General features: G+C 62.3%; 21 protein-coding genes and 2 pseudogenes. 8 read left to right on the top strand and 15 right to left on the bottom strand.

Annotated elements, in window-relative coordinates; translation table 11 throughout:
* Window positions 1–100 precede the first annotated feature (100 nt).
* Window positions 101–1,069, bottom strand: a complete 969-nt coding sequence (locus IFT76_RS18495) for an AraC family transcriptional regulator (RefSeq protein ID WP_122477715.1) — start codon at window positions 1,067–1,069, stop codon at window positions 101–103.
* A 102-nt stretch (window positions 1,070–1,171) separates the two neighbouring features.
* Here IFT76_RS18495 and IFT76_RS18490 point away from each other — a divergent pair, with 102 nt between their 5' ends.
* The gene (locus tag IFT76_RS18490) at window positions 1,172–2,422 is read left to right on the top strand and encodes an MFS transporter (RefSeq protein WP_192059713.1); all 1,251 of its coding nucleotides are present in this window, start codon (window positions 1,172–1,174) and stop codon (window positions 2,420–2,422) included.
* Between the two features lie 6 nt (window positions 2,423–2,428).
* Here the strand turns inward: IFT76_RS18490 and IFT76_RS18485 are convergent, their stop codons facing one another.
* The 3 genes and pseudogenes from IFT76_RS18485 to IFT76_RS20870 all read right to left on the bottom strand — a co-directional run.
* Window positions 2,429–2,797 (bottom strand): type II toxin-antitoxin system RelE/ParE family toxin, encoded by a 369-nt coding sequence (locus IFT76_RS18485; RefSeq protein WP_192055340.1) that lies wholly within the window; start codon window positions 2,795–2,797, stop codon window positions 2,429–2,431.
* Between the two features lie 2 nt (window positions 2,798–2,799).
* A complete protein-coding gene (locus IFT76_RS18480; RefSeq protein WP_192059711.1) occupies window positions 2,800–3,090 on the bottom strand; it encodes a type II toxin-antitoxin system ParD family antitoxin in 291 nt (96 codons plus the stop codon).
* 246 nt (window positions 3,091–3,336) lie between these two features.
* Window positions 3,337–3,540, bottom strand: a pseudogene (locus IFT76_RS20870) (His-Xaa-Ser system radical SAM maturase HxsB); the annotation flags it as partial.
* Window positions 3,541–3,916: 376 nt separating this feature from the next.
* On the opposite strand from IFT76_RS20870, the gene IFT76_RS18475 reads away from it, so the two are divergent.
* Window positions 3,917–4,165, top strand: a complete 249-nt coding sequence (locus IFT76_RS18475) for a hypothetical protein (protein WP_020300912.1) — start codon at window positions 3,917–3,919, stop codon at window positions 4,163–4,165.
* On the top strand, window positions 4,162–4,896 hold the full coding sequence (locus tag IFT76_RS18470) for a zeta toxin family protein (protein ID WP_020300911.1): 735 nt from the start codon (window positions 4,162–4,164) through the stop codon (window positions 4,894–4,896). Before IFT76_RS18475 ends, IFT76_RS18470 begins: the two co-directional genes overlap by 4 nt.
* A 38-nt stretch (window positions 4,897–4,934) precedes the next feature.
* Here the strand turns inward: IFT76_RS18470 and IFT76_RS18465 are convergent.
* From IFT76_RS18465 to IFT76_RS18455, 3 genes and pseudogenes are all read right to left on the bottom strand, one after another.
* Window positions 4,935–5,730 (bottom strand): annotated as a pseudogene (locus IFT76_RS18465) (hypothetical protein); the annotation flags it as partial.
* 271 nt (window positions 5,731–6,001) lie between these two features.
* Window positions 6,002–6,421 carry an SDR family NAD(P)-dependent oxidoreductase gene (locus IFT76_RS18460; protein WP_244647975.1) on the bottom strand — a complete coding sequence of 140 codons (420 nt, stop codon included), beginning with the start codon at window positions 6,419–6,421 and terminating at the stop codon, window positions 6,002–6,004.
* A gap of 164 nt (window positions 6,422–6,585) precedes the next feature.
* The gene (locus IFT76_RS18455; protein WP_122477722.1) at window positions 6,586–7,500 is read right to left on the bottom strand and encodes a LysR family transcriptional regulator; all 915 of its coding nucleotides are present in this window, start codon (window positions 7,498–7,500) and stop codon (window positions 6,586–6,588) included.
* A 231-nt stretch (window positions 7,501–7,731) separates the two neighbouring features.
* Between IFT76_RS18455 and IFT76_RS18450 the strand changes: the two genes are divergently transcribed.
* The 5 genes from IFT76_RS18450 to IFT76_RS18430 all read left to right on the top strand — a co-directional run bounded on the left by IFT76_RS18450 (window position 7,732) and on the right by IFT76_RS18430 (window position 15,774).
* Window positions 7,732–8,745 (top strand): zinc-dependent alcohol dehydrogenase family protein, encoded by a 1,014-nt coding sequence (locus tag IFT76_RS18450; protein WP_122477723.1) that lies wholly within the window; start codon window positions 7,732–7,734, stop codon window positions 8,743–8,745.
* Between the two features lie 332 nt (window positions 8,746–9,077).
* Complete coding sequence (locus tag IFT76_RS18445) at window positions 9,078–10,391, top strand: hypothetical protein (RefSeq protein WP_192059709.1); 1,314 nt, start codon at window positions 9,078–9,080, stop codon at window positions 10,389–10,391.
* Complete coding sequence (locus tag IFT76_RS18440; protein WP_192059707.1) at window positions 10,388–11,791, top strand: aminotransferase-like domain-containing protein; 1,404 nt, start codon at window positions 10,388–10,390, stop codon at window positions 11,789–11,791. The genes IFT76_RS18445 and IFT76_RS18440 overlap by 4 nt, the downstream gene beginning before the upstream one ends.
* Window positions 11,792–11,875: 84 nt before the next feature.
* Window positions 11,876–13,528, top strand: a complete 1,653-nt coding sequence (locus tag IFT76_RS18435; RefSeq protein ID WP_192059705.1) for a VRR-NUC domain-containing protein — start codon at window positions 11,876–11,878, stop codon at window positions 13,526–13,528.
* Complete coding sequence (locus IFT76_RS18430; protein ID WP_192059704.1) at window positions 13,525–15,774, top strand: ATP-dependent DNA helicase; 2,250 nt, start codon at window positions 13,525–13,527, stop codon at window positions 15,772–15,774. The genes IFT76_RS18435 and IFT76_RS18430 overlap by 4 nt, the downstream gene beginning before the upstream one ends.
* A gap of 95 nt (window positions 15,775–15,869) precedes the next feature.
* Here the strand turns inward: IFT76_RS18430 and nuoN are convergent, their stop codons facing one another.
* From nuoN to nuoG, 8 genes are read right to left on the bottom strand one after another with little or no spacing between them, the layout of a single operon-like run.
* Window positions 15,870–17,354 carry an NADH-quinone oxidoreductase subunit NuoN gene (nuoN, locus tag IFT76_RS18425; protein WP_192059702.1) on the bottom strand — a complete coding sequence of 495 codons (1,485 nt, stop codon included), beginning with the start codon at window positions 17,352–17,354 and terminating at the stop codon, window positions 15,870–15,872.
* A 7-nt stretch (window positions 17,355–17,361) separates the two neighbouring features.
* Window positions 17,362–18,894, bottom strand: coding sequence for an NADH-quinone oxidoreductase subunit M (gene nuoM, locus IFT76_RS18420; RefSeq protein WP_185793200.1), 1,533 nt, complete (start codon window positions 18,892–18,894; stop codon window positions 17,362–17,364).
* A gap of 39 nt (window positions 18,895–18,933) precedes the next feature.
* Window positions 18,934–20,787 (bottom strand): NADH-quinone oxidoreductase subunit L, encoded by a 1,854-nt coding sequence (nuoL, locus tag IFT76_RS18415; RefSeq protein ID WP_122477737.1) that lies wholly within the window; start codon window positions 20,785–20,787, stop codon window positions 18,934–18,936.
* Window positions 20,784–21,092, bottom strand: coding sequence for an NADH-quinone oxidoreductase subunit NuoK (gene nuoK, locus IFT76_RS18410; RefSeq protein ID WP_043190115.1), 309 nt, complete (start codon window positions 21,090–21,092; stop codon window positions 20,784–20,786). The genes nuoL and nuoK overlap by 4 nt, the downstream gene beginning before the upstream one ends.
* Window positions 21,093–21,096: 4 nt before the next feature.
* Window positions 21,097–21,594 carry an NADH-quinone oxidoreductase subunit J gene (gene nuoJ / locus IFT76_RS18405; RefSeq protein WP_049860090.1) on the bottom strand — a complete coding sequence of 166 codons (498 nt, stop codon included), beginning with the start codon at window positions 21,592–21,594 and terminating at the stop codon, window positions 21,097–21,099.
* A 9-nt stretch (window positions 21,595–21,603) separates the two neighbouring features.
* The gene (gene nuoI, locus IFT76_RS18400) at window positions 21,604–22,152 is read right to left on the bottom strand and encodes an NADH-quinone oxidoreductase subunit NuoI (protein WP_122477739.1); all 549 of its coding nucleotides are present in this window, start codon (window positions 22,150–22,152) and stop codon (window positions 21,604–21,606) included.
* A gap of 11 nt (window positions 22,153–22,163) precedes the next feature.
* Window positions 22,164–23,171 (bottom strand): NADH-quinone oxidoreductase subunit NuoH, encoded by a 1,008-nt coding sequence (nuoH, locus tag IFT76_RS18395; RefSeq protein ID WP_122477741.1) that lies wholly within the window; start codon window positions 23,169–23,171, stop codon window positions 22,164–22,166.
* Window positions 23,168–25,885 carry an NADH-quinone oxidoreductase subunit NuoG gene (gene nuoG / locus IFT76_RS18390; RefSeq protein WP_192059700.1) on the bottom strand — a complete coding sequence of 906 codons (2,718 nt, stop codon included), beginning with the start codon at window positions 25,883–25,885 and terminating at the stop codon, window positions 23,168–23,170. Before nuoG ends, nuoH begins: the two co-directional genes overlap by 4 nt.
* Window positions 25,886–25,951: the final 66 nt, after the last annotated feature.

Below are 25,951 nucleotides of genomic sequence, written 5' to 3'. Positions count from 1 at the left end.
CGGCAATTACAGCCAGAAAAACACCCTGTTGCTCCTAGTTTCGCCCCTCGTTTTCACCGGGTGTACCAGCGTACGCGAGTGGCTATTTCTGTTGCTTCCACTACCCGCGTTCGGCTTGCCTCACCTTGCGGCTCAGTCCAGGCGTTTTGCCGGTAATGCGTTTGAATGCGCGACTGAACGCGGCCTGGGAGGTGTATCCCAAGCGCTGCGCCACCTCTTCGATCGGCAGCCTGTCCAAGGTTAGCCACTGGCTTGCAAGGCGCATTCGCAGTTCGGTCACGTAGCGCAGCGGCGTCATGCCAACCGTTATCTGGAAGCGCTCCGCGAAGGCTGAACGCGAGGTATGGCAGTGCTCGGCCAACTGCGCGACGGTCCAGTCCCGACCCGGTTGTTGATGAAGCGCCAGCAGTGCCCCGGCCAGGCGTGGGTCGCGCAAGGCCGCGACGAGCCCAGAGGCATTGCCGCAGGCGCACTCGACCCAGCCTCGAACGACCATGGCAGCTACCACGTCGGCCAACCGCGCAAGGATACCGGCGAAACCGATACGGGCGGCGCTGACCTCGCGCTCCATGGTGGCCAGAATCGGCACCAGCCCCGGGTAACGCTGGCCGCCGGCATCGATCAGCATCAGCCCCGGCATCAGCCGGCCAAGGCCATGGAGGCTGCCCAGTTCAAACTCCATGCAAGCGCTGAACAATATTGTGCTTGGCGTGGCGCTGGCATCGGTTCCGGTATCCACTTCGCTGACGGTATCACCGAGCGGTGCGCTGTCCAGACGGTCGATGTCTTGAACAGGCGCGTGCGGATGAGAAAACAGTTGATGGGCTGCCCCATGGGAGATGAACACGGCATTGCCGGCAGATAGCGCGTAGGTGCTGCCATCCTCCATTTGCAGCACCGCATCGCCGACGGCGATGAAGTGGAACCAGGCGTGCCCGGACTTTTCCGCGAAACCCAAACCGAAAGTGGGGCCCGCCTGGATACGCCGGTACTCGACGCCACGCAATCGCATGCCGCGCAACAGTTCGTTGATGAGATCCGAGGAAAGAGCAAACTGATCTGCAGACATCGTTCAGGTGTTTCGGTCAAAAACCAGAGATTCCAGATCATAGATCATCCAGATCTCGGCGCCTAGACTTCCGCTCGTAATCAAGATTGGGAGATCTGAGCAATGACTGAAGGTGTATGCAACACCGTATCCGACCGCCATACCGGTATCGACGCGGACGTAGAGCCTGCGACGCCGGCGTGGATGGCCGTCTTCTCGTTGGCAATGGGGGTGTTCGGATTGCTGACCGCCGAGTACCTTCCGGCCAGTTTGCTGACGCTGATGGCTACCGACCTGGGCGTATCCGAAGCGCTGGCTGGCCAGGCAGTAACAGTGACCGCAGTGGTGGCACTGTTCGCTGGCCTGCTGGTGCCAGGTCTGACCCGCAGCATCGACCGGCGCTGGGTATTGCTGGGTTTTTCTACCTTGATGGTCGCCTCCAATCTACTGGTCGCCGTGTCCTCCAGCTTCGCGGTGCTGTTGTCGATGCGCATCCTGTTGGGCGTCGCCTTGGGCGGGTTCTGGAGCATGGCAGCGGCGGTAGCGATGCGCCTGGTGCCAACTGCCTTGTTGCCCCGGGCGCTGTCGATCATTTTCAGCGGCATCGCTATCGGCACGGTCGTTGCGGTGCCGCTGGGCAGCTATCTGGGCGGGCTGTATGGCTGGCGCAGCGCGTTCTTTGCAGCGGCGGCGGTGGGCATGGTGACCCTGGCTTTCCAGTCGTTCACTTTGCCGCGGCTGGCGCCGCGGCGGCCGGCAAGACTGCGTACCATTTTCGAGGTGTTGCAGCGTCCGGGCATTGCGATGGGGATGTTCGGTTGCGTGCTGGTGCACAGCGGCCACTTCGCGATGTTCACTTATGTTCGGCCGTTCCTTGAAGGCACGACCGGCATCGGCGCTCAAGGGCTGTCGCTGATGCTGCTGGGCTTCGGTGCGGCGAACTTCGTCGGCACGCTGTTGGCCGGCAAGCTGCTGGAACGAAACCCGCTGGCCACCCTGGTGCTGATGCCCGCACTGGTCGGCCTTGCAGCACTGGCATTGGTGTTGTTGCCAGCCTCGGTGCCGGGACAGGCGGTACTGCTGGCAATCTGGGGCTTGGCCTTTGGTGGTGTGCCGGTAGCGTGGTCGAACTGGGTCGCCAGCGCGGTCCCTGATCAGGCGGAAAGCGCCGGAGGCATGGTCGTGGCTTCCGTGCAATCAGCCATCGCCACCGGCGCCGCCGCTGGCGGTGCAATGTTCAGCCTCGGCGGCAGCTCAGGTGTATTCGTAGCGGCGGCTGTGGTGATGCTGCTGGCTGCGTTGCTGATTGCGCTGCGGGTGCGCGTTCCTTCTCGCCGCGGGGTTGGCCAGCGGGAGTCTGCGCTGCATCTGTGATTCTGATCAGTCGTCCAGCAAATGCAACTGCACTTCCATGGCGTCATGAAGGAGTCTGACGACCTCGATCACATGGTCGTTTGCCACACGATAGAACACGATATGGCGAGGGCTTTTCACCGTTCCGTGGGTTTGTTTGGCCTGCTGACGCGAATAGATGAGGTGATAGCTGCGAAGGCCCGGTGCAAGCTCATCGCGGTCGCGGTCGCGGTCGCGGCTGCCAATGCGATAAGGCGTGTCGGCAAGCGCTTGCAGCGCCGCGAGGATCAGCGCTTGGTAACGCTGGCGTGCTTGATCGCCGAACTGCGTCTGGGAGAGCCTGAGGATGTCGACAATGTCGGCGCGCGCCGCGTTGGAAATCCGATACTGCGGCATGCTCAGCGTTTCTCACGCGCGGGGAGGGTGGCCTCCAGGCTCAAGTCCTCGAGGTAGTGATCCAGATCCCCTTCGTTCACCTGAGTGAAGCGACCGTGCTCAAGGTCCATGATGCCGATCGAGGTCGCCTGACGCAGGGCCTCGATTTTGGCGGTGTCTTCGGCGACGCGCTGTTCCAATAGACGCAAACCTTCTCGCATCACTTCGCTGGCATTCTGATAACGGCCGGACTGCACCAGGTCATGGATAACCTGTTCCTGGTGAGGGGTGAGCACAACGTTTCGCGTCGCCATGATGAGCTCCAGCTTTCGATAAGAAGTTTCTTCCGCTCATTGGCATATTATGCCATTTTTCTTGCGAACACATGGCTTGAGGTTTGGAACTGACGAGCTGCGACCTATGGAGTCACCCGTTGCTTCATGCGCACAACCTCAAAAAAGGGTGGCGTAGGGGGCAAGGGTGATACCTGTCATTGGCAGTAGGCTGATCCTACTCAATCCACAATTCTTCGTAGTTGTTCCTGGCCAGGCCGGTACTTTCGATCGCCTGTTCAACCAGGACAGCAGTACTCTTTGTACGTTGTTGTCGCTATCGCCAAGCAGGCCGAAAATATGCTTCAACAGCCCCATGTTCTTCTTGCAGAAGCTGCTGAACACTCGGTGGCCGATCGGGTCAGCTTGGCGGACATAGTGCTCGATCAGGTCAGCACCACAGTATGGGACAAGTGCGCAGTCATCCGAACCATGGCCTCCAGATGTGCCTCATGTGGCTATCTACCAGGATTGCAGTGCCATGGTTTGTGGAAAGCAAAAAAATCATCAGATAAACAGCCTGCCCGACGACACCTAAAGACTGTCCGGATCCCCAAAAAACATTTTGACAGGGTTCTAGAACGGCAGTGCTTCCCTTATTTGGGCGCTGCACTAAGGGCGGTACTTGCTTCAAATGCCACCGGTCATGCATCGAACGTGAAAATCTCTTGAAAGGTATGGTTCCAGACGCCATTCCTCTAGAATGGAGGCTGGCAGAAGTAGCTTTCGCCCTGTCACAAACAGGTTCACGTAGCTAAGATTCTGATTAAGTGCAGATTCTGCACGCTCTGAGAACGTGGAGCGCGATATGAAAGCCAAACGAGTGTTGAGTGACGATCTGGTGAGTCGACTGGAGGATAAGATCCCGGTCATGGCTGAAGGCGCCATCAATACCGCCTATATCAACGCCCTGGCTGCCGGCCGCAGTGTGATGGAAGTCATGAACGGCATGCTTGTTGAAACGACTGCTGACGGTAAGCACAAAGTCATTCGGGTGGCCAAGCCCAAGCACAAAGTGACTCTGGGTGGCGTCATCAAGGTGCGCCGTTGCTCATGACTGTCCCTCGGTTGAGGGTCTTTGCTGGACCCAACGGCTCCGGCAAGAGCACGATGAAAAGTGCCATCCCTTCCCATCTGATCGGTATCTACATTAACCCGGATGAAATCGAGAAGGCTGCCAAAGACAGCGGTCGTCTGGAGTTCAGTGATTTTCAACTGGAAGTTGAGGGTGATGAGGTTCTCGGTTTCATTAGGGAGCATCGGCTGGTCAGGTCTGCCCGTCTCGATGAGGAGGCGACCAACATAGGCTTTAGCAGCAACGGCCTGAATTTCCAGACGGTCGCGATGAACTCCTATTTTGCCTCCGTGCTCTCTGACTTCATCCGGAACAAGCTCCTCGAAGACCAGTTGTCTTTCACCTTCGAAACGGTGATGTCTAGCGACGACAAAATCGCCTTTATGCTCAAGGCAAGAGAGTCTGGATACCGAACCTACCTGTACTTTGTGGCAACTGAAGACCCTGACATCAATATCAACAGGGTCAGGAACCGTGTCGCGGCAGGTGGGCACCCAGTTCCCACAGAAAAAATTGTACAGCGCTACGGCCGTTGCCTCAGCCTGCTGCCTGTGGCTATTGCTGCTTCGGACCGGGCCTACATCTTCGATAACTCCGGTGCCGATCTGGTGCTGCTGGCCGAAGTTACGGATGGGACGGACCTTGAGTTCAAGGTTGATGAGGTCCCTGACTGGTTCATGGATGCCTATGTTGAAAAGGTCTCCAACGGCTAGCTGCCGGATTGGCCAAAGCTGGGAGCGCCACACCTCCCTTATATGAGCTCTATTCCTCGTGCGCTATCGATCCGTTCAGCTACCCGGTAAGCCGTTTCCAACTCCGAACAGCCATTCTCCTGCATCAGTGTCCAGCGTTCGGCTTTTTCCTCGGGCTCTGTCATGGCCAAGGCGAGGTAAAGACTGGGTGGCACGGCTCGAAACAGCGTCTCGAGCTTTTTCGACAGCACCACCCCCTCGGTGTATTTCCCCGGCTCTTTGCTGGCGGAGAGCAACAGGGCTTTCTGCGCAGGTGAAAGCTTCTTGAACCGTGCGATTTCTTCGATTTCCGCGGGCGGCATATTCAAACAAATCCACCATTCGATCATGTTGAGCATGGTCTGCGCAGCCGTGGGAAAATCAGCAAGGTTCTGCGTCGCCAGCCAGAACCAAGCGCCGAGCTTGCGCCACATCTTCGTCCCCTTGACCACGAACAGCGCCAGCAACGGGTTCTTGGTGATGATATGACCCTCGTCGGTGACCATGATGATCGGTCGGCCCAGGTACTGGTCGCGCTCGGCGAGGTTGTTCACGGGTTCATCAAGCTGATGTGGCTGATGGACATCTGTTCTGCGCCGCATCGAGAATGCACTCGCGGATCAAGCTGCGATCGGCTCGACTCAGGCGCGCCTCTTCTTCGGCCTCGCCGCCGGTGATCATCAGGCGGGCAGTGATTTCCAGTTCGCCGAGAACATCGCGCTGGTCTTCGTGACTGGTTACCACCTGATCCGGCTGCTCGACCAGGCGCGAAGCATCGGTGAACGGGGCGAGACTGACCGAGGCGCCAGGTTTCAAAGCCTTCGCCCTTGACCAACCCAGCGTCCATGCAACGATGCAGCACCTCTGAACAGCCAGCGAAAGAGATCGCTGCCCCGAGAGCCAGAGATACGCCAGGTTCAAATGGGCCTCTTGCCGCAGGCCAGATAGGGGAGCTACCTTTTCAACAGAATCGGCCAGCAGCGGACGTTGAAGTGCTAGCTCTGATGAGGCTGCAACTCACCACCAGCACTCACTTGTCCACAGCGGGTGCCTTGCCCTTTTGCACAACCGGCATTGCGAGGCCTGCTTAGAAAATCATCCCGCCTGCCACATCCAGCGTGCTGCCCGTCACCCAGGCGGAATCGTTGGAAACCGCGAACGCCACGGCACCGGCAATGTCTGCAGGTTTGCCGACACGCCCCAGCGGCGTTTTGGCGATGAAAAACTCATCCATTCCTTGTGCGGATTCTGCATTACCTTCGGTGTGAACGAAGCCCGGCGCGATGCCTATCACGCGAATGCCACGGGGGCCCAGTTCCATTGCCAGTGAGCGGGTCAGGGTGTTGACCGCGCCTTTGGTGGCGTAATACACATGGACTTGGGGGTAAGGGCTGTGTGCCATTCCTGAACTGATATTGACTATGGCTGAACCGGCTTCCATCACCCGGGCAGCTGCTTGCGTAGTTAACAAAGGCATCGCTGAGTTTTTGTCTGAAAACAACCCCATTATATGGGGGCATCGGTGGGGCATCCTTTTTAAGGAACCGAAATTTGCCCCCAATTATGCCCTCATAAGTCGTAGAATCCATTGGATTAGACAGGCGGCAGTGGACTAAAAATCTCAATAAGGAGTTGTTATAAAAGGACTTTATGGAATTCAGTGGAATTCCATTAAAGACTATCCGGATCCCCAAAAAACATCTGAATTCGCGACCTCAACCACCGCTCCCCAGGATCATTATCCTGTGACCCCCGCCAAGCCAGGTGCAGCTCGAACGAAGGCGTGTCCAGCGGCAGCGGCTCGGCGCGCACGCCGCCTGCAGCGGTCAGCGAATCGGCGGTGTAGTCGGGCACGGTGGCGACGATGTCGGTGCCGGCGAGCAGGGTGCTGAGGCCGTTGAACTGGGGCACGGCGAGCACCACGTGCCGTGTGCGACCGTGCTTTTTCAACTCTTCGTCGATGAAGCCGCTCAGGTCGCCGGCGAACGACACCAGCGCATGGGGGCGGGCGCAGAACTCGTCGAGAGTGAGGTTGCCCGGCTTGGTGTCGGCGCGCAGCAGCATGGGGCGGTTGCGCCGCAGCACCTTGCGCTTGGCGTTGGCCGGCAGGTCATCGGTGTAGCTGACGCCGATGGAAATTTCCCCGGAGGCGAGCAGGGCGGGCATGAGGATGTAGTTGGCGCGACGGATCACCAGCACGATGCCGGGTGCTTCGGCGCGGATGCGCTTGAGCAGCATGGGCAGCAGGGCGAATTCGACGTCGTCGGACAAGCCGATGCGAAATACCGCGTTGCTAGTGGCGGGGTCGAAGTCGGCGGCGCGGCTGACGGCGGTGGAGATGGAGTCCAGTGCCGGCGACAGCAGGGCGAAGATCTCCATGGCCCGCGCCGACGGTTCCATGCTGCGCCCGGTGCGCACGAACAGCGGGTCGTCGAACAGGCCGCGCAGGCGTGAAAGGGCGGCACTGATGGCCGGCTGGCCGAGAAAGAGCTTCTCGGCCGCGCGGGTGACGCTGCGTTCATGCATCAAGGTTTCGAACACGATCAACAGGTTCAGGTCGACGCGACGCAGGTCGTTACGGTTCATCTATGGGCCCGCTGGAACATGAAGAAGAGGTGCAGGCGTGAATCTTAAGGGCAAAGGCTGCTACCCTGCACCGGAAAATTTCGGTTTGCGTCATCCGCGTGCCTGCCCCGCAGAGCGGCCGCAGGGTCGAATCAATGGCAAGCATGTCGACTATTAACAGGCGCTGATAGCTTAAGCGCGAATGCCCAGATAAAGTTCATGGCATTAGAGGTTTACAAGGCGAGGTTTGCGATGTCCCGCACGATCCGTTTTCATAAATTTGGTCCGGCGCAGGTCTTGACGTGCGAAGAGCATGCAGTGGCATCGCCCGCTCCGGGCGAAGTTCAGGTACGTGTCGAGGCGATCGGTATCAGCTGGTACGACGTGCTCTGGCGGCAGAACCTGGCGCCCTCGCAAGCGCGCCTGCCGGCGGGCCTCGGTCAGGAAATGGCCGGCGTGGTCACGGCGCTGGGTGAAGGGGTCGAGGGTTTCGCGGTGGGCGACAAGGTCGCCAGCTTTCCCGCAGAAAGCCCCAACGAGTACCCGGTCTACGGCGAAATGGTTCTGCTGCCGGCCACGGCCCTTACCCGTTACCCCGACATTCTCTCGCCGCTGGAGGCAGCGGTGCACTACACGCCGTTGCTGATCGCCTACTTCGCCTACGCCGAACTGGCCCGTGCCAAGCCAGGGCAGACTGCATTGGTAACCGACGCCAGCCACTGCGCGGGACCTTCGTTCGTGCAGTTGGGCAAGGCCTTGGGCTTGAAGGTGGTCGCCGCCACGCGCAATCCGGCCGAGCGCGATTACCTGCTGTCGCTGGGCGCCGAGAAAGTCGTGGTGACCGAGGAGCAGGACCTGCTCATGCAGATCGACAAGTTCACCGGCAATCGCGGCGTGGACATGGTTCTGGATGGGCTGGGCGGGCCGCAGATGTCGGTACTCGGCGACGTCCTGGCACCGCGTGGCAGTTTGATCCTGTATGGCCTGCAGGGCGGCAACCAGACGCCGTTTCCCGCGTGTGCCGCGTTCCAGAAGAACATCCAGTTCCATGTGCATTGCCTGGGCAACTTTCTCGGCAAGCCGGAACTGGGGATCGTACAGGATGCCGAGGCCTTGCAGCGCGCGCTGCGTGATATCAACCAGATGACGGCTGACCGCGTGCTGGTGCCACAGATCGCCAAGGTGTATCCATTCGACCAGTTCGTCGAGGCGCACAAGGCCATGGATGAATGCCCCTGCGGGGGTCGCATCGCGCTGCAGCTGTAACCGGCCGACACGGCAGACCAGGCGTTCCTGCGCGGGACGCCTGGTTTTCAAAGCATCTGCATCGCTGATTCGCGCAGATTTGTAAGACCTTTCCACTCTTTTCTCAGACCTGTCCGATTGCGCCCGGCGTCGGCATGGGCGCCTCATGGTGCTCGTGCGGATTCGCCGTACGCCCGCCAATCTGCATTGTCCGTTGCCTGCTTTCTGTATCTTTTAATCGGAAAACGGCCCTTCATAATGCGCGCTCCATGCCCGTCTCCGGGGCTTTGCAAGCACGTTTCGAAGTGTGGCAGTCGTCCGGCGGGTTCTCGGCCAGTACTCGGAAAGCAACCATGAGCGCAATGCACCAGCAAGCCATGAATCGCGTCTACCAGCAGGTGCTGTCGCGTTTGCTCGGTTCCTTTTCGCCAGCGCGGCGGGTGGCGGTACAGCCACTGATCCAGCGCTTGATGACCGCCGCCGGCGGCGCCCAGCGGCTGGGCGGCTATCGAGTCGTCTACAGGCTCTGCGGCAGCACGGCCGGCCATTCCGGTCTGGCGTTGCTGCGGGCAGCGCAACTGACCTTGGCTGCCCGTCATCAACCGACGTTTTTCATCCGTGCGGCGGTGAGCAGCCAGGCCCTGCTCGACGATGTCCGCAACGGCAATGTGCAGCGGGCCTGCAATGCGCTGTTTCTGCACGACGATCCGCGCATCGAACTGTTGACGTTCGCCGACGATGCCCTGCGGCCGTACGAGTATCGCCTTGCAGGCGTCGACGCCCAGCGCTCGAGTTGTCGCAGCGAATTGTTGAATGCTGCCCACGAATTCGCCCCCTCTGGATCCGCCGAGCTGCAGCATCGGGGCTATCGAACGATCGCGCGGGTTTATCAGCGACTGCTGGGCTACTCGGCCCCGGCCGATGCCATCGTGCTCGACCAACCGGTGTTGCAGCGGCGACGTTTCGTTGCCTGGGCAATGCGTGAGCGACGCCGGGCGGGCGCATCGCCCGCGACTCGCGACCATTGGCAGGGCAGTGGCTGTCTGCAAGGGCTGGGTGCTGCTGTCGTGGGTATGCCACGCGGCCAGCGCGTCGATCCTCTCGACAGGGCGCGATTGCTGGGTATGCATGATCTGCTCGGCGATCCGTCGGCGTCCGATGACGCCATGTGGCAGTTTCTGGGCTGCCAACCCGTGCGCCCGCTATTCGATCCACACGAAATCCGCCATCCGCAACTGGCCTGGCTGGCTTACCTGCACGGCCTGCGCAGCCAGTGCTTGCACGGGGGTAGCTTCGAGCAGGGGCTGAAGGCCTTCCGCAACACCGTGGGCCGAACGGCGGCGAACCAGGGCTGGCCTGCTACGCAACTGCCCAGAGCACTTGTGCAAGACGCCGCCGAGCAGATGCAGGCCCGCTTGACCACGTGGTACGGCATGACTCCAGCGGAGCTGAACTGTGCGGTGTACGCCCCGTTCAGCGATCGCGGGGCACGCCTGGAGGCATTCCTGACAGCGTGCCATCCGGGTATGCAGGTGGCTCTGCCCCACCTGCACCGCGCGCTGCGTGGTTCCAGGGTTGCAGCGCAGGTCTCGCAGTGGCTGGAATCGGTCAGCGGGCTGTCTTTGCCAATTCTGCAAGGGCTCTACCAGCGACCCAGATTGCCATGAACGGCGCTGCCAGGGACAAGGCCGGCGCGTTCGCTTATCAAGGTGTGTACCGCTACCTATTGCGTCTGATCGACGGGATCGAGCCAGGGCTGCGTGTCAAGCTCCCATCCCTCCGTGCGCTGGGGCGAACCCTGGATGTTTCGGTTTCGACCGTGCAGGCCGCCTACGGGCTGCTCGAAGCCGAAGGGCGAATCGAGCCGATCGCCAAGTCCGGTTACTACGCACGGGGCTCCACAGCCTTCGGGCCGGCGCTGGTCAGCCCCGATCTGCTCCAGCAGGTACTCGCCGGCGCCTGCCAGTCCAGTGTGGACGTATTCAGTGGTGCAGCACCACCGCCCCGGGCCGATGCCGTGAAAACCCTGCTCAGGTTCGAAGTCGAGCTGGCCCGGCGTTATCCGGCAGGGCTGGGGAGCATCGTCCAGCCGTGTGGTGAACTGGAGCTGCGCCATGCGCTGGCGGCGCGCTACACCCGTTGCCTGGACCACCACTGGTGCGCCGACCATGTTTACCTGGGCGCTGACCTGTCGAGCGTGCTGCACATGACCTGGACCGCCATGCAGCTGCAAGGCGCGGTGGTGGTGGTATTGGTGCCGTGCGGCTGGCGCATTCTGCGCACCTTGCAGCAGGCCGGGGCGCGGGTGGTCGAGCTGGCGCTCGATGAGCGCGGCCGGGTGCCGATGCAGCGCCTGCGCGAAGTGCTTGCCAGGCGCCAGGTGCGCCTGATGGTGCTCGGCGCGTCTTTCCATGGCCCGCACGGCACCTGCATCGGTGACGCCGACAAGCGCACGATTGCCAGCCTGCTGGAGCGGCACGGGGTGTGGGTGGCCGAGGACGACACCGAGGGCGACCTGTGCTTCGAAGCGGTGCTGCGTTTTCGCGAACTGGTAGCGCCGCAGCGCTTGCTGATCTTCGGCTCGCTGCAACCCGTGTTGGGTGCCGAGGCGCCTTTCGCCTACCTGCTGTCGCGGCATTGGCCCAGCCGCCTGCAGCAGTACTGCCTGCAACGCGTGACTGCGGCGCCACCCTTGCGCCACAAGGCGCTCGCTCGGTTCATCGGCAGCGGTGCCTACGACGATCAGTTGAACCTGCAACGCGAAGCCCTGCAGCAACAGGTGACAGCCTTCACCACGCTCCTGCACACGCGGCTGAATGAACGATTGCAACTGACACGCAGCGCCGGTGGCGCCTGCGTGTGGGCGCGGGCGCGCTACCCAGTGGACATGCGCGGCGTCCACGAGGACCTGCGCAGGCAGCGTCTGCTGATCGCCCCGGGTGACATCTTCAGCCTGCAGGGCCATTGCCATCAACACCTGCGCCTCAATGGTTGCGGGCACTCGGCGGTGCAGTGGGAGCGCTGCGCCGCAGCGCTGGCAGTGGCCCTGAAAGCGCACGAGGTGTAGTCCACCATCGGTCCATTTCCGATTGCCTTGGCTTTTTTCTGTATGTATAAACAGTGGCTTTCATGACACTGGTTTGGCGAAAACGTGGCATTTGCAGCGCTCGAAGACCCTTTTTATTACCTGGCCAATTTCCGTCGCGTACTGGCGTGGCTGGAGCAACGCTACCTGGACGTGCTGGATACCGAGGAGCTGAGCTTCATCCAGCGTTTCGACGCGCTGCCGCAGCCGTCCCAGGCGCTGTTGGTGCGCATGATCATGCGCAAGGGCGAGATGTTCCGCGCCAGTCGCCTCGAGTACGCCGAGATCGGTTGTCCAGACCAAGCAGCGCGACCGCTGCTGGCCAGCGGTTATCTCACCGATCAAGCCCCGCTGACGCTGCAGCAGGTGGGCGAGGTGCTGCTCAAGCCGGAAATCGTCAGCTGTTTCGCGACCCACCTCGCCAAGCCATCGTTGCCCAAGCCGCAACTGCTGCTGGCCCTTGCCGAACACGACTGGCCCGTGCAGCCGTTTCGGGGCTGGTGTCCAACGTTGGCCGACACGCTCTACTGCCTGACGGTGCAGGCGCTCTGTGACCGTCTGCGGTTGCTGTTCTTCGGCAATCTGCATCAAGGCTGGACCGAGTTCGTGCTGGCTGACCTGGGGGTGTATCGCTACGAGGCAGTACAGCTGGCGCCCGAGTCACGGGGGCTGACCCATCGCGACGACGTGGCGGCCGGGCTGGCGCTGCATGCATGCAGCGAAGCGATCGAAGCCGGGCTGCCGTGTGAAGACATTCATCGCCAACTGCTGGCGGTGACCACGGACAAATCCTGGTTGCAGAGCCGTCGGCAGAAGCTGCTGTTCCGCCTGGGCTATGCCTGCGAGCGTCAGCAGGATCTGCAGCAGGCCCTGGTGGTGTACCGCAGCTGCGCGTTTGCCCAGGCCCGTGCGCGGATCATTCGCGTCCTCGAGTTGCGCGGTGAATACAGCCAGGCGCTGGAATTGGCCGAGCAGGCCAGCCTGGCCCCGCTCAATCCGGCCGAGGCGCAGCAACTGCCGCGCATGCTGCCGCGCCTGCGTCGGCACTTGGGTTTGCCTGCGCAACCCAAGCGCCAGGCCGCAAAGGTCGCGCGCCTGGACCTGACTCTGGTGCTCTGCGAACAGCGCCTGAGCGTCGAGCGGCGGGTCGCCGCGTCGCTGCACAGTGAAGATGCGCCGGTGCATTACGTCGAGAACACCTTGTTCAACGCCTTGTTCGGCCTGCTGTGCTGGAAGGCGATTTTCGCGCCGTTGCCCGGGGCATTTTTCCACCCGTTCCAGAACGGCCCGGCCGACTTGCATCAGCCCGACTTCCGCCAGCGTCGCAGTGCGCTGTTCGACGCGTGCCTGGGCGAGCTGGACGATGGGCGCTACAAGCACACCATCCGCCAGACCTGGCAGGAAAAACGCGGCCTGCAATCGCCTTTCGTGCACTGGGGCATGCTCGACGAAACCTTGCTCGAACTCGCATTGGGCTGTATTCCCGCGCAGCACCTCAAACACTGTTTCGACCGGGTGCTGGAAGACGTCAAGGCCAACCGCACCGGCATGCCCGACCTCATCCAGTTCTGGCCAGCCGAAGGTCGCTACCTGATGATCGAGGTCAAGGGGCCCGGCGACCGCTTGCAGGACAACCAACTGCGCTGGCTGGAGTTCTGTGCCCGCCATGCACTGCCGGTGCAGGTCTGCTACGTGGAGTGGGCAGGACAGCCCGCGTGAGCTACACCGTGGCCGTACGGGCCTTGTGCGAGTTCACGGCCAAGGTGGGTGACCTCGACCTGCGCTTCACACCTTCGCCGTCGGCTCAGGAGGGCATGCTTGGCCATCGCCGGGTGACCCAGGGCCGCGAGGCCGGCTACCAGAGCGAAGTCACCCTCAGCGGCCAATACCATGAGTTGCAGGTGCGCGGCCGCGCCGACGGCTATGACCCGGCGCTGAACCGCCTGGAAGAGATCAAGACCCACCGCGGCGACCTCGATCTGCAGCCCGACAATCATCGCCAATTGCACTGGGCCCAGGCCAAGGTCTATGCCTGGCTGATGTGTCAGCAACTGCAGCTGACGCGCATGGACGTTGCCTTGGTGTATTTCGATGTCGATTACGACAAGCAGACGGTGTTCAGCCAGCAGTGCCAGGCGCAGGATCTGGAAGCACATTTCGAACGGCTGTGTTCGCGCTTCCTGCAATGGGCGCGTCAGGAACTGGCCCGTAGCGCCGAGCGCGACGCGGCGCTGCGTGCACTGACCTTCCCCCATGCGGCCTTTCGCGTCGGTCAGCGCGAATTGGCGGAAACCGTCTACAAGGCGGTCAGCACCGGGCGCTGCCTGATGGCCCAGGCCACCACCGGTATCGGCAAGACCCTGGCGACGCTGTTTCCGTTGCTCAAGGCGATGGTCCCGCAGCAACTGGACAAGATTTTCTTTCTCAGCGCCAAAAGCCCCGGTCGTACCTTGGCGCTGGAGGCCGTGGCGCAATTGCATCGCCAGCCGGGGCTGCCGCTGCGTACATTGGAAATGGTCGCGCGGGACAAGGCCTGTGAGCACCCGGACAAGGCCTGTCACGGTGAATCCTGCCCATTGGCCAAGGGCTTCTACGACCGCCTGCCGGCAGCTCGCGAAGACGCCGTGCGCTTGCAGATCCTGGATCAGGCACAGGTGCGCCAGACCGCCCTGGCGCACCGGATCTGCCCCTACTACCTGAGCCAGGAACTGGCCCGTTGGGCAGACGTGGTCATCGGCGACTACAACTATTATTTCGACCTCAATGCCCTGCTGTTCGGTCTGGCTCAAGAGCGGCAGTGGCGTGTGGCAGTGCTGGTCGACGAGTCGCACAATCTGGTCGAGCGGGCGCGCGGCATGTACAGCGCCACCCTCGACCAGCGCACGCTGCAGGCGGTACGCGCGGCGCCGCCAAGCAAGCTCAAGAGTCCGCTGCAACGTGTGAATCGGGAGTGGAACGCGCTGCACGCCGAGCAATCGGGGCCATACCAGGCGCACGCGCGTCTGCCGGACAAGTTGATCCTGGCGCTGCTGCGCTGCATCAGTCTGATTGGCGACGAGATGAATGCGCAGCCTCAGGGCATCGATCCGCAACTGCTGGACTTCTATTTCCAGGCGTTGCAGTTCACCCGCGTGGCGGAGCTGTTCGACGAGCACTATGTATTCGACGTGACTCGCCGCGACAGTTCGGGCAAGCGTGTGCAGTCGCAGCTGTGCCTGCGCAATATCGTCCCAGCGCCCTTGCTGGGGCCGCGCATCGCCGCAGCGCGCAGTGCCATTCTGTTTTCCGCCACGCTCAGCCCGCGACGCTACTATGCCGACCTGCTCGGGCTGCCCAAGGACCATGCGTGGATCGACGTGCAGTCGCCGTTCAGTGCCGAGCAGTTGGAGGTGCGCATCGTCGATGACATCTCCACGCGCTTCAACCATCGGCAGGCGTCGCTGGGGCCCATTGTGGAACTGATTGCCAAGCAGTACCTGGCGCAGCCGGGTAACTATCTGGCGTTCTTCAGCAGTTTCGATTACCTGCAGCAGGTCGAGGCACTGTTGGCCGAGCGCTACCCGAACATCGAGCAGTGGGCACAGGCACGTAAGATGGATGAAGGCGCACGGCGTGACTTTCTTGCCCGCTTCACCTCGACCAGTCAGGGCGTCGGTTTTGCGGTGCTTGGCGGTGCGTTTGGCGAGGGCATCGATTTGCCCGGCAAGCGCTTGATCGGCGCCTTTATCGCTACCCTTGGATTGGCCCAGTTCAACCCGGTCAACGAGCAGATCAAGGGACGCATGAATACCCTGTTCGGTTCGGGGTACGACTACACCTACCTGTATCCCGGTTTATGCAAGGTAGTGCAGGCGGCAGGACGGGTGATCCGTGGTCAGGACGACAGGGGGGTGGTAGTTCTTATCGACGACCGCTTTGCCGAGGCGCGGGTCAAGAGCCTGTTTCCGCGATGGTGGGCGGTTTAGTTTTCGGCTATGTGGGAGCGGGCTCTGCCCGCGAAGAGGCCGCCACGGATACATAAAAAAACCCGCCGAAGCGGGTTTTTTCATGCAGCCGATCTTCAGCCTTTCACAACCACCGAACCCAACTGGAACCCGGCATGCTGCACCAGCTCCAGCAGCGGTTGTGGGTACACGCCCAGGAGGAAGGCGAGGGCGGCGATGGCCAGCAGCATCACGCCACCAGTGCGCTGTTCCCACTTGAGCGGGGCATCGGTGCGACGCAGGTTCTTTTCCATCAGGAACAAGGTCACCATCACGCGCAGGTAGTAGAAGACGCCGATGGCGCTACCGATCACCAGCGCACCGGTCAGCCACCACAGTTGCGATTCCACGCCCGTGGCGATGATGTAGAACTTGCCGATGAAACCGGCGGTCAGCGGAATGCCCGCCAGCGACAGCATCATCACGGTCAGCACCGCCGTCAGGTACGGACGGCGCCAGAACAGGCCGCGGTACTCGTACAAAGCATCGGCGTCGCGGCCGTTGTACGGCGACGACATCAGGGTGATCACGCCGAACGCACCCAGGCTGGTGATCACGTAGGTCACCAGATAGACGCCGATGGCTTCCAGGGCCAGGCCCTTGCTCGCTACCAACGCGATCAGCAGGTAACCGAAGTGGGCGATGGACGAATAACCCAGCAGGCGCTTGAGGTTGCTCTGGGTCACCGCCAGCAGGTTGCCGATCAGGATCGACGCCACCGCAATCACCGCCAGCACATCGCTGAGCACACCGCTGCTGGCTGCCGGCGACAGCTGGAACAAGCGCACCACCACGGCAAACACCGCGACCTTGCTGGCAGTGGCCAGGAACGCAGCGACAGGCGCCGGGGCGCCTTCGTACACGTCGGGTGTCCACAAGTGGAAGGGCACCAGCGACAGCTTGAACGCCAGGCCCACCAGCATCATCGCCAGGCCCAGTTGCGCCAGCGCACTCGGCACGCCGGTGGCGGCCAGGGCCAGGCCGATGCCCGAGAAGCTCAGGCTGCCGGCATCGGCGTACAACAGCGCCATGCCGAACAGCAGGAACGCCGAGCCCGCGGCCGACAGCACCATGTACTTGATGCCGCCTTCCAGCGAGCGCTTGTTGAAGAAGGCGTAGGCAATCAGTCCGTACGTGGGTACCGAGAGCAGTTCCAGGCCGATAAACAGGCCGGCCAGGTGCTGCGCGCAAACCAGTACCAGGCCACCCAGCGCGGCCATCAGGATCAGCAGGTAAAGCTCTTCACGGTTGCCGGGATAGCCGGTGGCGCCATCACCCAGGTAGGCGTGTGCCAGGGTCACGCAAGCCAGCGTGGCCACCAGGATCAGCGCCATGTACAGCGCGGCGAAGTTGTCCACCTGCAGCAACGGCGTCACGGTCATGGGCGTCAGCTTGAGCACCGGCAGGATCGACAGCAGCGCCAGGTTCAAGCCCGCACACGAGAGCAGGAAGGTTTGCGAATGGTTGCGCCGCCAGGCGATCGCCAGCATCACCGCAACGACGGTGACGGTGGTGATCAGCAGCGGCGCAAGCGCAACAAAGTGTTGAATCGTCAGGTCCATAGCGCTCTTACCGGGCCGAAGCGAGTTGAGTGAAGGCGGTGCCGAACCACTGCTGCACACCGGTCATGGTGGCGGCGGAGGTATCGAGGAAAGGCTGCGGGTAGACGCCAAGCAGAATCAGCAGGCCCGCAAGGCCCAGCACCATGATCAGTTCGCGATTGTCCATGCCGGCCAGTACCGCGTCCGACTTGGAGGGACCGAAGTAGGCTCGGTGAATCATGATCAGCGAGTACACCGAACCGAACACCAGCCCGGAGGTGGCGATGGCGGTGATCCACGGGGCGACGGTGAAGCTGCCCAGCAGGATCAGGAACTCACCGACGAAGTTGCCCGTGCCCGGCAGGCCCAGCGAGGCAGCAGCGAAGAACAGGCTGATGGCCGGCAGGTAGGCAATGCGCGACCACAGCCCGCCCATTTCACGCATGTCGCGAGTGTGCAGGCGCTCGTACAACTGGCCGCTGAGGATGAACAGCGCCGCTGCCGACAGCCCGTGGGCGAGCATCTGGATCACCGCGCCTTGCAGGGCCTGCTGGGTGCCGGAGTAGATACCGATCAGCACGAAGCCCATGTGCGAGACGCTGGAGAAGGCGATCAGGCGCTTGATGTCGCTTTGTGCGAACGCCAGGAAGGCGCCGTAGAAAATGCCCACCAGACCGAGGGTCATGGCGATCGGTGCGAACTCTGCCGAGGCATTGGGGAACAGCGGCAGGGCGAAACGCAGGATACCGTAGGCGGCGGTTTTCAGCAGGATACCGGCCAGGTCCACGGAACCTGCGGTAGGCGCCTGGGCGTGAGCATCGGGCAGCCAGGAGTGGAACGGCACCACCGGCAGCTTCACCGCGAAGGCGATGAAGAAGCCGAGCATCAGCAGGTATTCGACATGTTCCGGCAACTGCGCCTTGAGCAGGTCGCTGTAGTTGAACGTCATCACACCGGTGTTGCTGTAGTTGAACAGCACCAGGCCCAGGATCGCCACCAGCATGATCAGGCCGCTGGCCTGAGTGAAGATGAAGAACTTGGTGGCGGCGTAGATCCGGGTCTTCTTGCCATCCGAGGAACTGTGACCCCAGAGCGCGATGAGGAAATACATCGGCACCAGCATCATTTCCCAGAAGAAGAAGAACAGGAACAGGTCCAGCGCCAGGAACACACCGACCACACCGCCCAGAATCCACATCAGGTTGAGGTGGAAGAAGCCGACATGGCGCTGGATCTCTTTCCACGAGCACAGTACCGAGAGAATACCCAGCAGGCCGGTGAGCAGGATCATCAGCAGCGACAGGCCATCCAGCGCCAGGTGCACGCTGATGCCGAAGCGCTGGATCCAGTTGAGCTTGAACTCGTAGGCCCAGACAGGTTCCGCGCCGGGTGCAGGCGCCAGGGTGTAGTCGCCATTGGCCCACAGCCAGAGGCCGAGCGCGAGTTCCAGGGACATGGTCAGCAATGCGATCCAGCGGGGCAGGGTAGCGCTGCTGCGCTCCGCTACCCAGCACAGAAGGCCGCCGATGAAGGGGATCAGGATCAGCCAGGGCAAAATCATGACGGGCTCGTTTCCTTTCGCAAAGTCACAGGATTCATATCAGACCGCCGCCAGCACGACGGCGCCGAGCACCAGCACGGCGCCAGCGGCCATCGAAGCGGCATACCAGCGCAACTGACCGGTCTCGGTACGGCTCATGGCGTTGTTGCCGCCCTTGGCCGTACGCGGGATCAAGCCAATCACCTGGTCAACCGGGTCCTTGCGCAACAGGTGGCTGATCAGCAGGTAGGGTTTGACGAACAGCTTGTCGTAGATCCAGTCGAAGCCCCAGGCGGCGAACCACCAAGCCGACAGCATCCGGCCGATGCCGCTGTTGGCCACGGCCGTGGCAACGCGGCGCTTGCCGAGGAACAGCATGGCTGCCAGCAGGATACCGGCCAGGGCAATGGCGCCCGAGGCGATCTCCAGGCTGTGCTTGGCCTCGCCTCCGGCATGACCGACGCTCTGCGGCAGCACGCCCGCCAATGGCGGATGGATCCAGGCACCGATAAAGGTCGACAGCACGATCAGCACGCCCAGCGGCAGCCAGTGGGCAACGCCGTGGCCGGCGTGCGCTTCGGTCTTGGCTTCGCCATGGAAGGTGATGAAGATCAGGCGGAAGGTGTACAGCGAGGTCATGAACGCACCGACCAGGCCGGCGTACAGCAAGCCGTTGTTGCCGCTGGCGAAGGCTTCCCAGAGGATCTCGTCCTTGGAATAGAAGCCGGCCGTCAGCAGCGGGAGGGCCGCGAGGGCAGAGCCGCCGACGATGAAGCTGGCGTAGGCCAACGGCAGCTTCTTCCACAGCCCACCCATCTTGAAGATGTTCTGCTCGTGATGGCAGGCGACGATCACCGCACCCGAGGCGAGGAACAGCAGCGCCTTGAAGAAGGCATGGGTCATCAGGTGGAAGATCGCGCCGTCCCAGGCACCGACGCCCAGGGCCAGGAACATGTAGCCGATCTGGCTCATGGTCGAATAGGCCAGGATACGCTTGATGTCGGTCTGCACCAGCGCAGCGAAGCCGGCCAGGACCAGCGTGACCCCACCGACCACACCGACCAGATGCAGGATGTCCGGGGCCAGGGCGAACAGCCCATGGGTCCGGGCGATCAGGTAGACACCGGCGGTCACCATGGTGGCGGCGTGGATCAGTGCCGACACCGGGGTAGGGCCGGCCATGGCGTCTGCCAGCCAGGTCTGCAGGGGCAGCTGCGCGGACTTGCCCACGGCGCCGCCAAGCAGCATCAGCGTGGCCAGCACGATCCAGAAGTCACCGACCTTGAAATGTTCCGGCGCCCGCACCAGCAGTTCCTGGATGTTCAGGGTACCCAGTTGCTGGAACAGGATGAACAGGCCGATGGCCATGAACACGTCGCCGATGCGGGTAACGATGAACGCCTTGAGCGCTGCGTTGCCGTTGTTGCGGTTGCCATAGTAGAAACCGATCAACAGGTACGAGCACAGGCCCACGCCTTCCCAACCGAAGTAGATGAACAGCAGGTTGTCGCCCAGGATCAGGAACAGCATGCTGGCAATGAACAGGTTGGTGTAGGCGAAGAAGCGCGAGTAGCCTTCTTCACCGCGCATGTACCAGGAGGCGAACAGGTGGATCAGGAAACCCACGCCTACCACCACGCCGAGCATGGTGATCGACAGGCCGTCCAGGTACAGGGTGAAGTTGGGTTCGAACCCGTCCACCGCCATCCAGCGCCACAGCAGTTGGGTGTACACGCCACCCTCGGGCGGCGCGACGTTGAACTGCCAGATGACGTAGGCGGCAACCACCGCCGACAGGCCGATGGAGCCGACGCCGATCAGCGCCGAGAGGTTTTCCGAGAAGCGCCCGCGCGAGAACGACAGCAGCAGGAAGCCGATCAGCGGGAATACGAAGGTCAGAAAGATCAGGTTCATCCGCGCATCTCACTGGCAGCGTCGATGTCGAGCGTGTGGAAGCGGCGATACAGCTGCATCAGGATCGCCAGGCCAATGGAGGCCTCGGCCGCGGCCAGGGTGATCACCAGGATGAACATGATCTGTCCATCGGGCTGACCCCAACGTGCGCCCGCCACGATGAACGCCAGGGCAGAGGCGTTCATCATGATTTCCAGACTCATCAACACGAAAAGAATGTTACGGCGGACCATCAGGCCGACCAGACCAAGGGTGAACAGGATGCCGGCGACAGCCAGGCCATGCTCGAGAGGGATAGCGGGCATCTGTTTACTCCTTTTCCGTACGGCCGAGGTGGAACGCCGTCACGGCTGCAGCCAGCAGCAGCATCGACGCCAGTTCAACCACCAGCAGGTAGGGGCCGAACAGACTGATGCCGACCGCCTTGGCATCGACCGTGGTCTGGCCGATACCGGCAGCGCTGGGGTTGGCGAACAGCACGTACAGCAATTCGAGCAGCAACAAGGCGCCGAGGAATACCGGGCCAGCCCAGATACCCGGCTTGAGCCACACGCGTTCCTGCTGCACCGAGGCCGGGCCCAGGTTGAGCATCATCACCACGAAGACGAACAGCACCATGATGGCGCCGGCGTAGGCGATCACTTCGAGCACGCCGGCGAACGGCGCACCCAGGGCGAAGAAGGTCATCGCCACGGCGATCAACGAGATGATCAGATAGAGCAGGGCGTGTACGGGGTTGGTATTGGTGATCACCCTGAGGGTGGACACCACCGCGATACCCGACGCGAAATAGAAAGCGAATTCCATCTTTCTTCCTTAAGGGAGCAAGCTCTTCACGTTGATCGGCTGGGCTTCGTTCTGCGCGGCGCCCTTGGGCTTGCCGGCTACGGCCATGCCGGCTACGCGGTAGAAGTTGTAGTCAGGATTCTTGCCGGGGCCGGAGATCAGCAGATCTTCCTTTTCGTAGACCAGATCCTGACGCTTGAACTCGGCCATCTCGAAGTCCGGCGTGAGCTGGATCGCGGTCGTCGGGCAGGCTTCCTCGCACAGGCCACAGAAAATGCAGCGCGAGAAGTTGATCCGGAAGAAGTCGGGGTACCAGCGACCGTCCTCGGTTTCTGCCTTCTGCAACGAGATGCAACCCACCGGGCAGGCCACGGCGCACAGGTTGCAGGCCACGCAGCGTTCCTCGCCGTCGGGGTCGCGGGTCAATACGATGCGGCCGCGATAGCGCGGCGGCAGGTACACCGCCTCCTCGGGGTATTGCAGGGTGTCGCGCTTACGGAAACCGTGGCCGAACACCATGATCAGGCTGCGCAGCTGCGTGCCCGTTCCTTTTACGATGTCACCGATATATTTGAACATGGGTCAATTCCTCACTGAACCGTGCCGGCGGGCGTGTTCAACAACACGATCGCGGCGGTCACCAGCATGTTGATCAGGGTCAGTGGCAGGCAGAACTTCCAGCTGAAATCCATTACCTGGTCGTAGCGAGGGCGCGGGATGGATGCGCGCAGCAGTACGAACAGCATGATGAAGAACGCGGTTTTCAGTGCGAACCAGACGAACGACAGTTGCGGCAGAATTCCGAACGGACCGTGCCAGCCGCCGAAGAACAGCGTCACCAGCAAGGCCGAGATCAGGATGATGCCGATGTATTCACCGACGAAGAACATGCCCCATTTCATGCCGGCGTATTCGATGTGGTAGCCGTCGGCCAGTTCCTGTTCCGCTTCCGGCTGGTCGAACGGATGACGGTGAGTCACCGCCACGCCGGCGACGAAGAAGGTACAGAAGCCGAAGAACTGCGGAATGATGAACCACAGGTTCTGCGCCTGGTACTCGACGATGTCGCGCATGTTGAAGGAACCGGCCTGGATCACGATGCCCATCAGCGACAGGCCCATGAACACTTCGTACGACACGGTCTGCGCGGAGGCCCGCAAGCTGCCCAGCAGGGCGTACTTGTTGTTGCTGGCCCAGCCGGCGAACAGCACGGCATACACCGACAGACCGGCCATGGCGAAGAAGAACAGCAGCCCGATGTTCAGGTCCGCAACACCCCAGGTGGGGGTGATCGGAATGATCGCGAAGGCGATCAGCAAGGCACTCATGGCCACCACCGGCGCCAGGGTGAAGATCACCTTGTCGACGAAGGGCGGGTTCCAGTCTTCCTTGAAGAACATCTTCAGCATGTCGGCGGCAATCTGGAACATGCCGAACGGACCGACCCGGTTCGGGCCGTAGCGATCCTGCCACCAGCCCAGCAGGCGACGCTCGACGAAGCTGAGCAACGCGCCGCAGACGACCACCGCCAGCATGATGACCAAGGCCTTGACCACACCGATGATGATGTCGATCACTTCAGGGGTGAACCAGGTCATTGTGCTGCCTCCTGCAGGCCTTCGACGGATGCGCCGGCAAACGCCGGCGGGATGCCCGCCAGGCCAGCGGGCAGACCCACCAGGCCTGCGCCCAGTTCTTCACTGATGCGCAGCGGCAGGCGCAAGGCCCGGCCGGCGACGGTGAGGCTCAGCAGCGCGCCATCGTTGACGCCCAGACGATCCGCCTCGGATTTGGCCAACGCGACGTAGGGAGCCGGAATCCGCTCCTGCACCGGTGCGGAGCGGGAAGAGTTTTCTTCGCTGCCGAACAGGTGATAGAACGGCACTGCCTGCCAGGTGCCGCGAGCGGGCGAGAAGGCCGCCGGTACGCTGGCGAACCAGCCCAGGCCGTCGCCCTGGCTTTCGATCAGGCGTGTGCCTGGGTCACCGGCACGCAGATGGCCGCCCACTTCGTCCTGGAACTTGTTCCAGGCCTGTGGCGAGTTCCAACCTGGCGACCAGGCGAAGGGCACCTGCTGGCGCGGCTCGACCGAGCCCGAGTAGCCTTCCATGGAGAACGAGAAGGCGGTATCGGTATCCTGCGATGTCCGTGGCTCGTGCACGCTGATGTTGGCGCGCATGGCCGTGCGGCCGCTGTAGCGCAACGGCTCACGGGCCAGCTTCAGGCCCTTGATGCGGAACGAGGCCGAAGGCGCGGCATCGACGATGCGCGCCAGTGGTGCAGCGCTGTTGGCCACGGCAGCGGTTACGTGGTCGAGTTGGGTCCAGTCCACCGGCTGGTTCAGCAGCGTGCTGCGCAGCGCGTGCAGCCAGCGCCAGCCTTCGTGGATCAGAATGCTGGAATCCAGGTAGACCGGATCGAACACCTGGAAGAACCGCTGGGCGCGGCCTTCCTGGCTGACCAGGGTGCCATCGCCTTCGGCGAAGCTGGCCGCCGGCAAGACCAGATGGGCGCGCTCGACGGTACGGGTGTGCTGGTGATCGGCAACGATGACCACCTTGGCGGCGTTCAGCGCAGCGTCCACCTTGGCGGCATCGACACGGGTGTACAAATCGTTTTCCAGGATCACCAGTGCGTCGGCGTGACCGTCGATCACGGCTTGCAGCGCGTCGTCCACCGACTCGCCGCCCAGCATCGCCAGGCCCATGCTGTTGGCTTCCGGCACGATCAGGCTCAGCGAGCCGGCCTTGTCGCGACCCTTCAAGGCCTTGGCGATGTTGCCCGCAGCTTCGATCAGGGCGTTGCAGCCCAGCGAAGTGCCGCTGACGACCAGCGGACGCTTGGCGGCCACCAGGGCATCGGCAATGCGCTGGGCCAGCTCGAGGGCGTCGCTGTCCAGGCCGCTGACGGCGGGTGCGCTGGGATCGATCGCATGGGCCACGGCGAAGCCGATGCGCGCCAGGTCTTCGGGCGCGGCGTGCACGCATTCTTCGGCGACATCGTCGAGCTTGGTGTCGGTCAGACTGGCGATGAACAATGGATGCAGCTCATGTTGACCGATGTTCTTAACGGCAGCGTCGAGCCACGGTTGAACGCGCATGGCCTCAGCCATAGCCTCTGCCTTGCCCTTCACCGATTGACGCAGTGCCAGCGCCATGCGCGCGGCGGTCTGGGTCAAGTCTTCGCCCAACACGAACACCGCGTCGTGGTCTTCGACCTCGCGCAGGCTCGGGATCGGCAACGGGCTGTTCTGCAGCACCTGCAAGGCCAGGCGGATGCGCGACAGCTCGCCGGCTTCGATGCCGCTGTAGAAGTGCTTGGCACCGACCAGTTCCAGCAGGGCGTAGTTGCTTTCCAGGCTGGCCCGTGGCGAGCCGATGCCGACGATGTTGCGGCCGCGCAACAGCTCGGCAGCCTTGTCCAGCGCCTCGTCGAGGCTCAGCTTGCGGTTGCCTTCGGCCAGCAGCGGTTGCCGTGGGCGATCGGTGCGGTTGACGTAGCCGTAGCCGAAGCGGCCACGGTCGCACAGGAAATAGTGGTTCACCGAACCGTTGTAGCGGTTCTCGATGCGGCGCAGCTCACCGTAGCGCTCGCCCGGGCTGATGTTGCAACCGCTCGAGCAGCCATGGCAGATGCTCGGGGCGAACTGCATGTCCCACTTGCGGTTGTAGCGCTCGGAGTGCGTCTTGTCGGTGAACACACCGGTCGGGCAGACCTCGGTGAGGTTGCCGGAAAACTCGCTTTCCAGGGTGCCGTCCTCGACCCGTCCGAAGTAGACGTTGTCGTGGGCGCCGAACACGCCCAGGTCGGTGCCGCCGGCGTAGTCCTTGTAGAAACGCACGCAGCGATAGCAGGCGATGCAGCGGTTCATTTCATGCGCGATGAACGGGCCCAGCTCCTGATTCTGGTGGGTGCGCTTGCTGAAGCGGTAGCGACGCTCGTTGTGACCGGTCATCACGGTCATGTCTTGCAGATGGCAGTGACCGCCTTCTTCGCAGACCGGACAGTCGTGCGGGTGGTTGGTCATCAGCCATTCGACGACACTGGCGCGGAATGCCTTGGATTCGTCGTCTTCGATGGAGATCCAAGTGTTGTCGGTGGCGGGTGTCATGCACGACATGACGATGCGACCACGGGTGTCGTTCTCGTCGGTGTACTGCTTGACTGCGCACTGGCGGCAGGCGCCGACGCTGCCCAGCGCCGGATGCCAGCAGAAATACGGGATGTCGAGGCCCAGCGACAGACAGGCCTGCAACAGGTTGTCTGCGCCATCGACCTCGAGCGCTTTGCCGTCTACGTGGATAGTGGCCATGGTTCAAGTTCTTCGTTGGCCCGTTGTCAGCGGGCGTGGCTAATGGAAATCTTGTCGTTCGCCCGG

Source organism: Pseudomonas sp. CFBP 13727 (assembly GCF_014841915.1).
Taxonomy (GTDB): Bacteria; Pseudomonadota; Gammaproteobacteria; order Pseudomonadales; family Pseudomonadaceae; genus Aquipseudomonas; species Aquipseudomonas baltica.
This window is presented reverse-complemented; position numbering and strand designations above follow the sequence as displayed.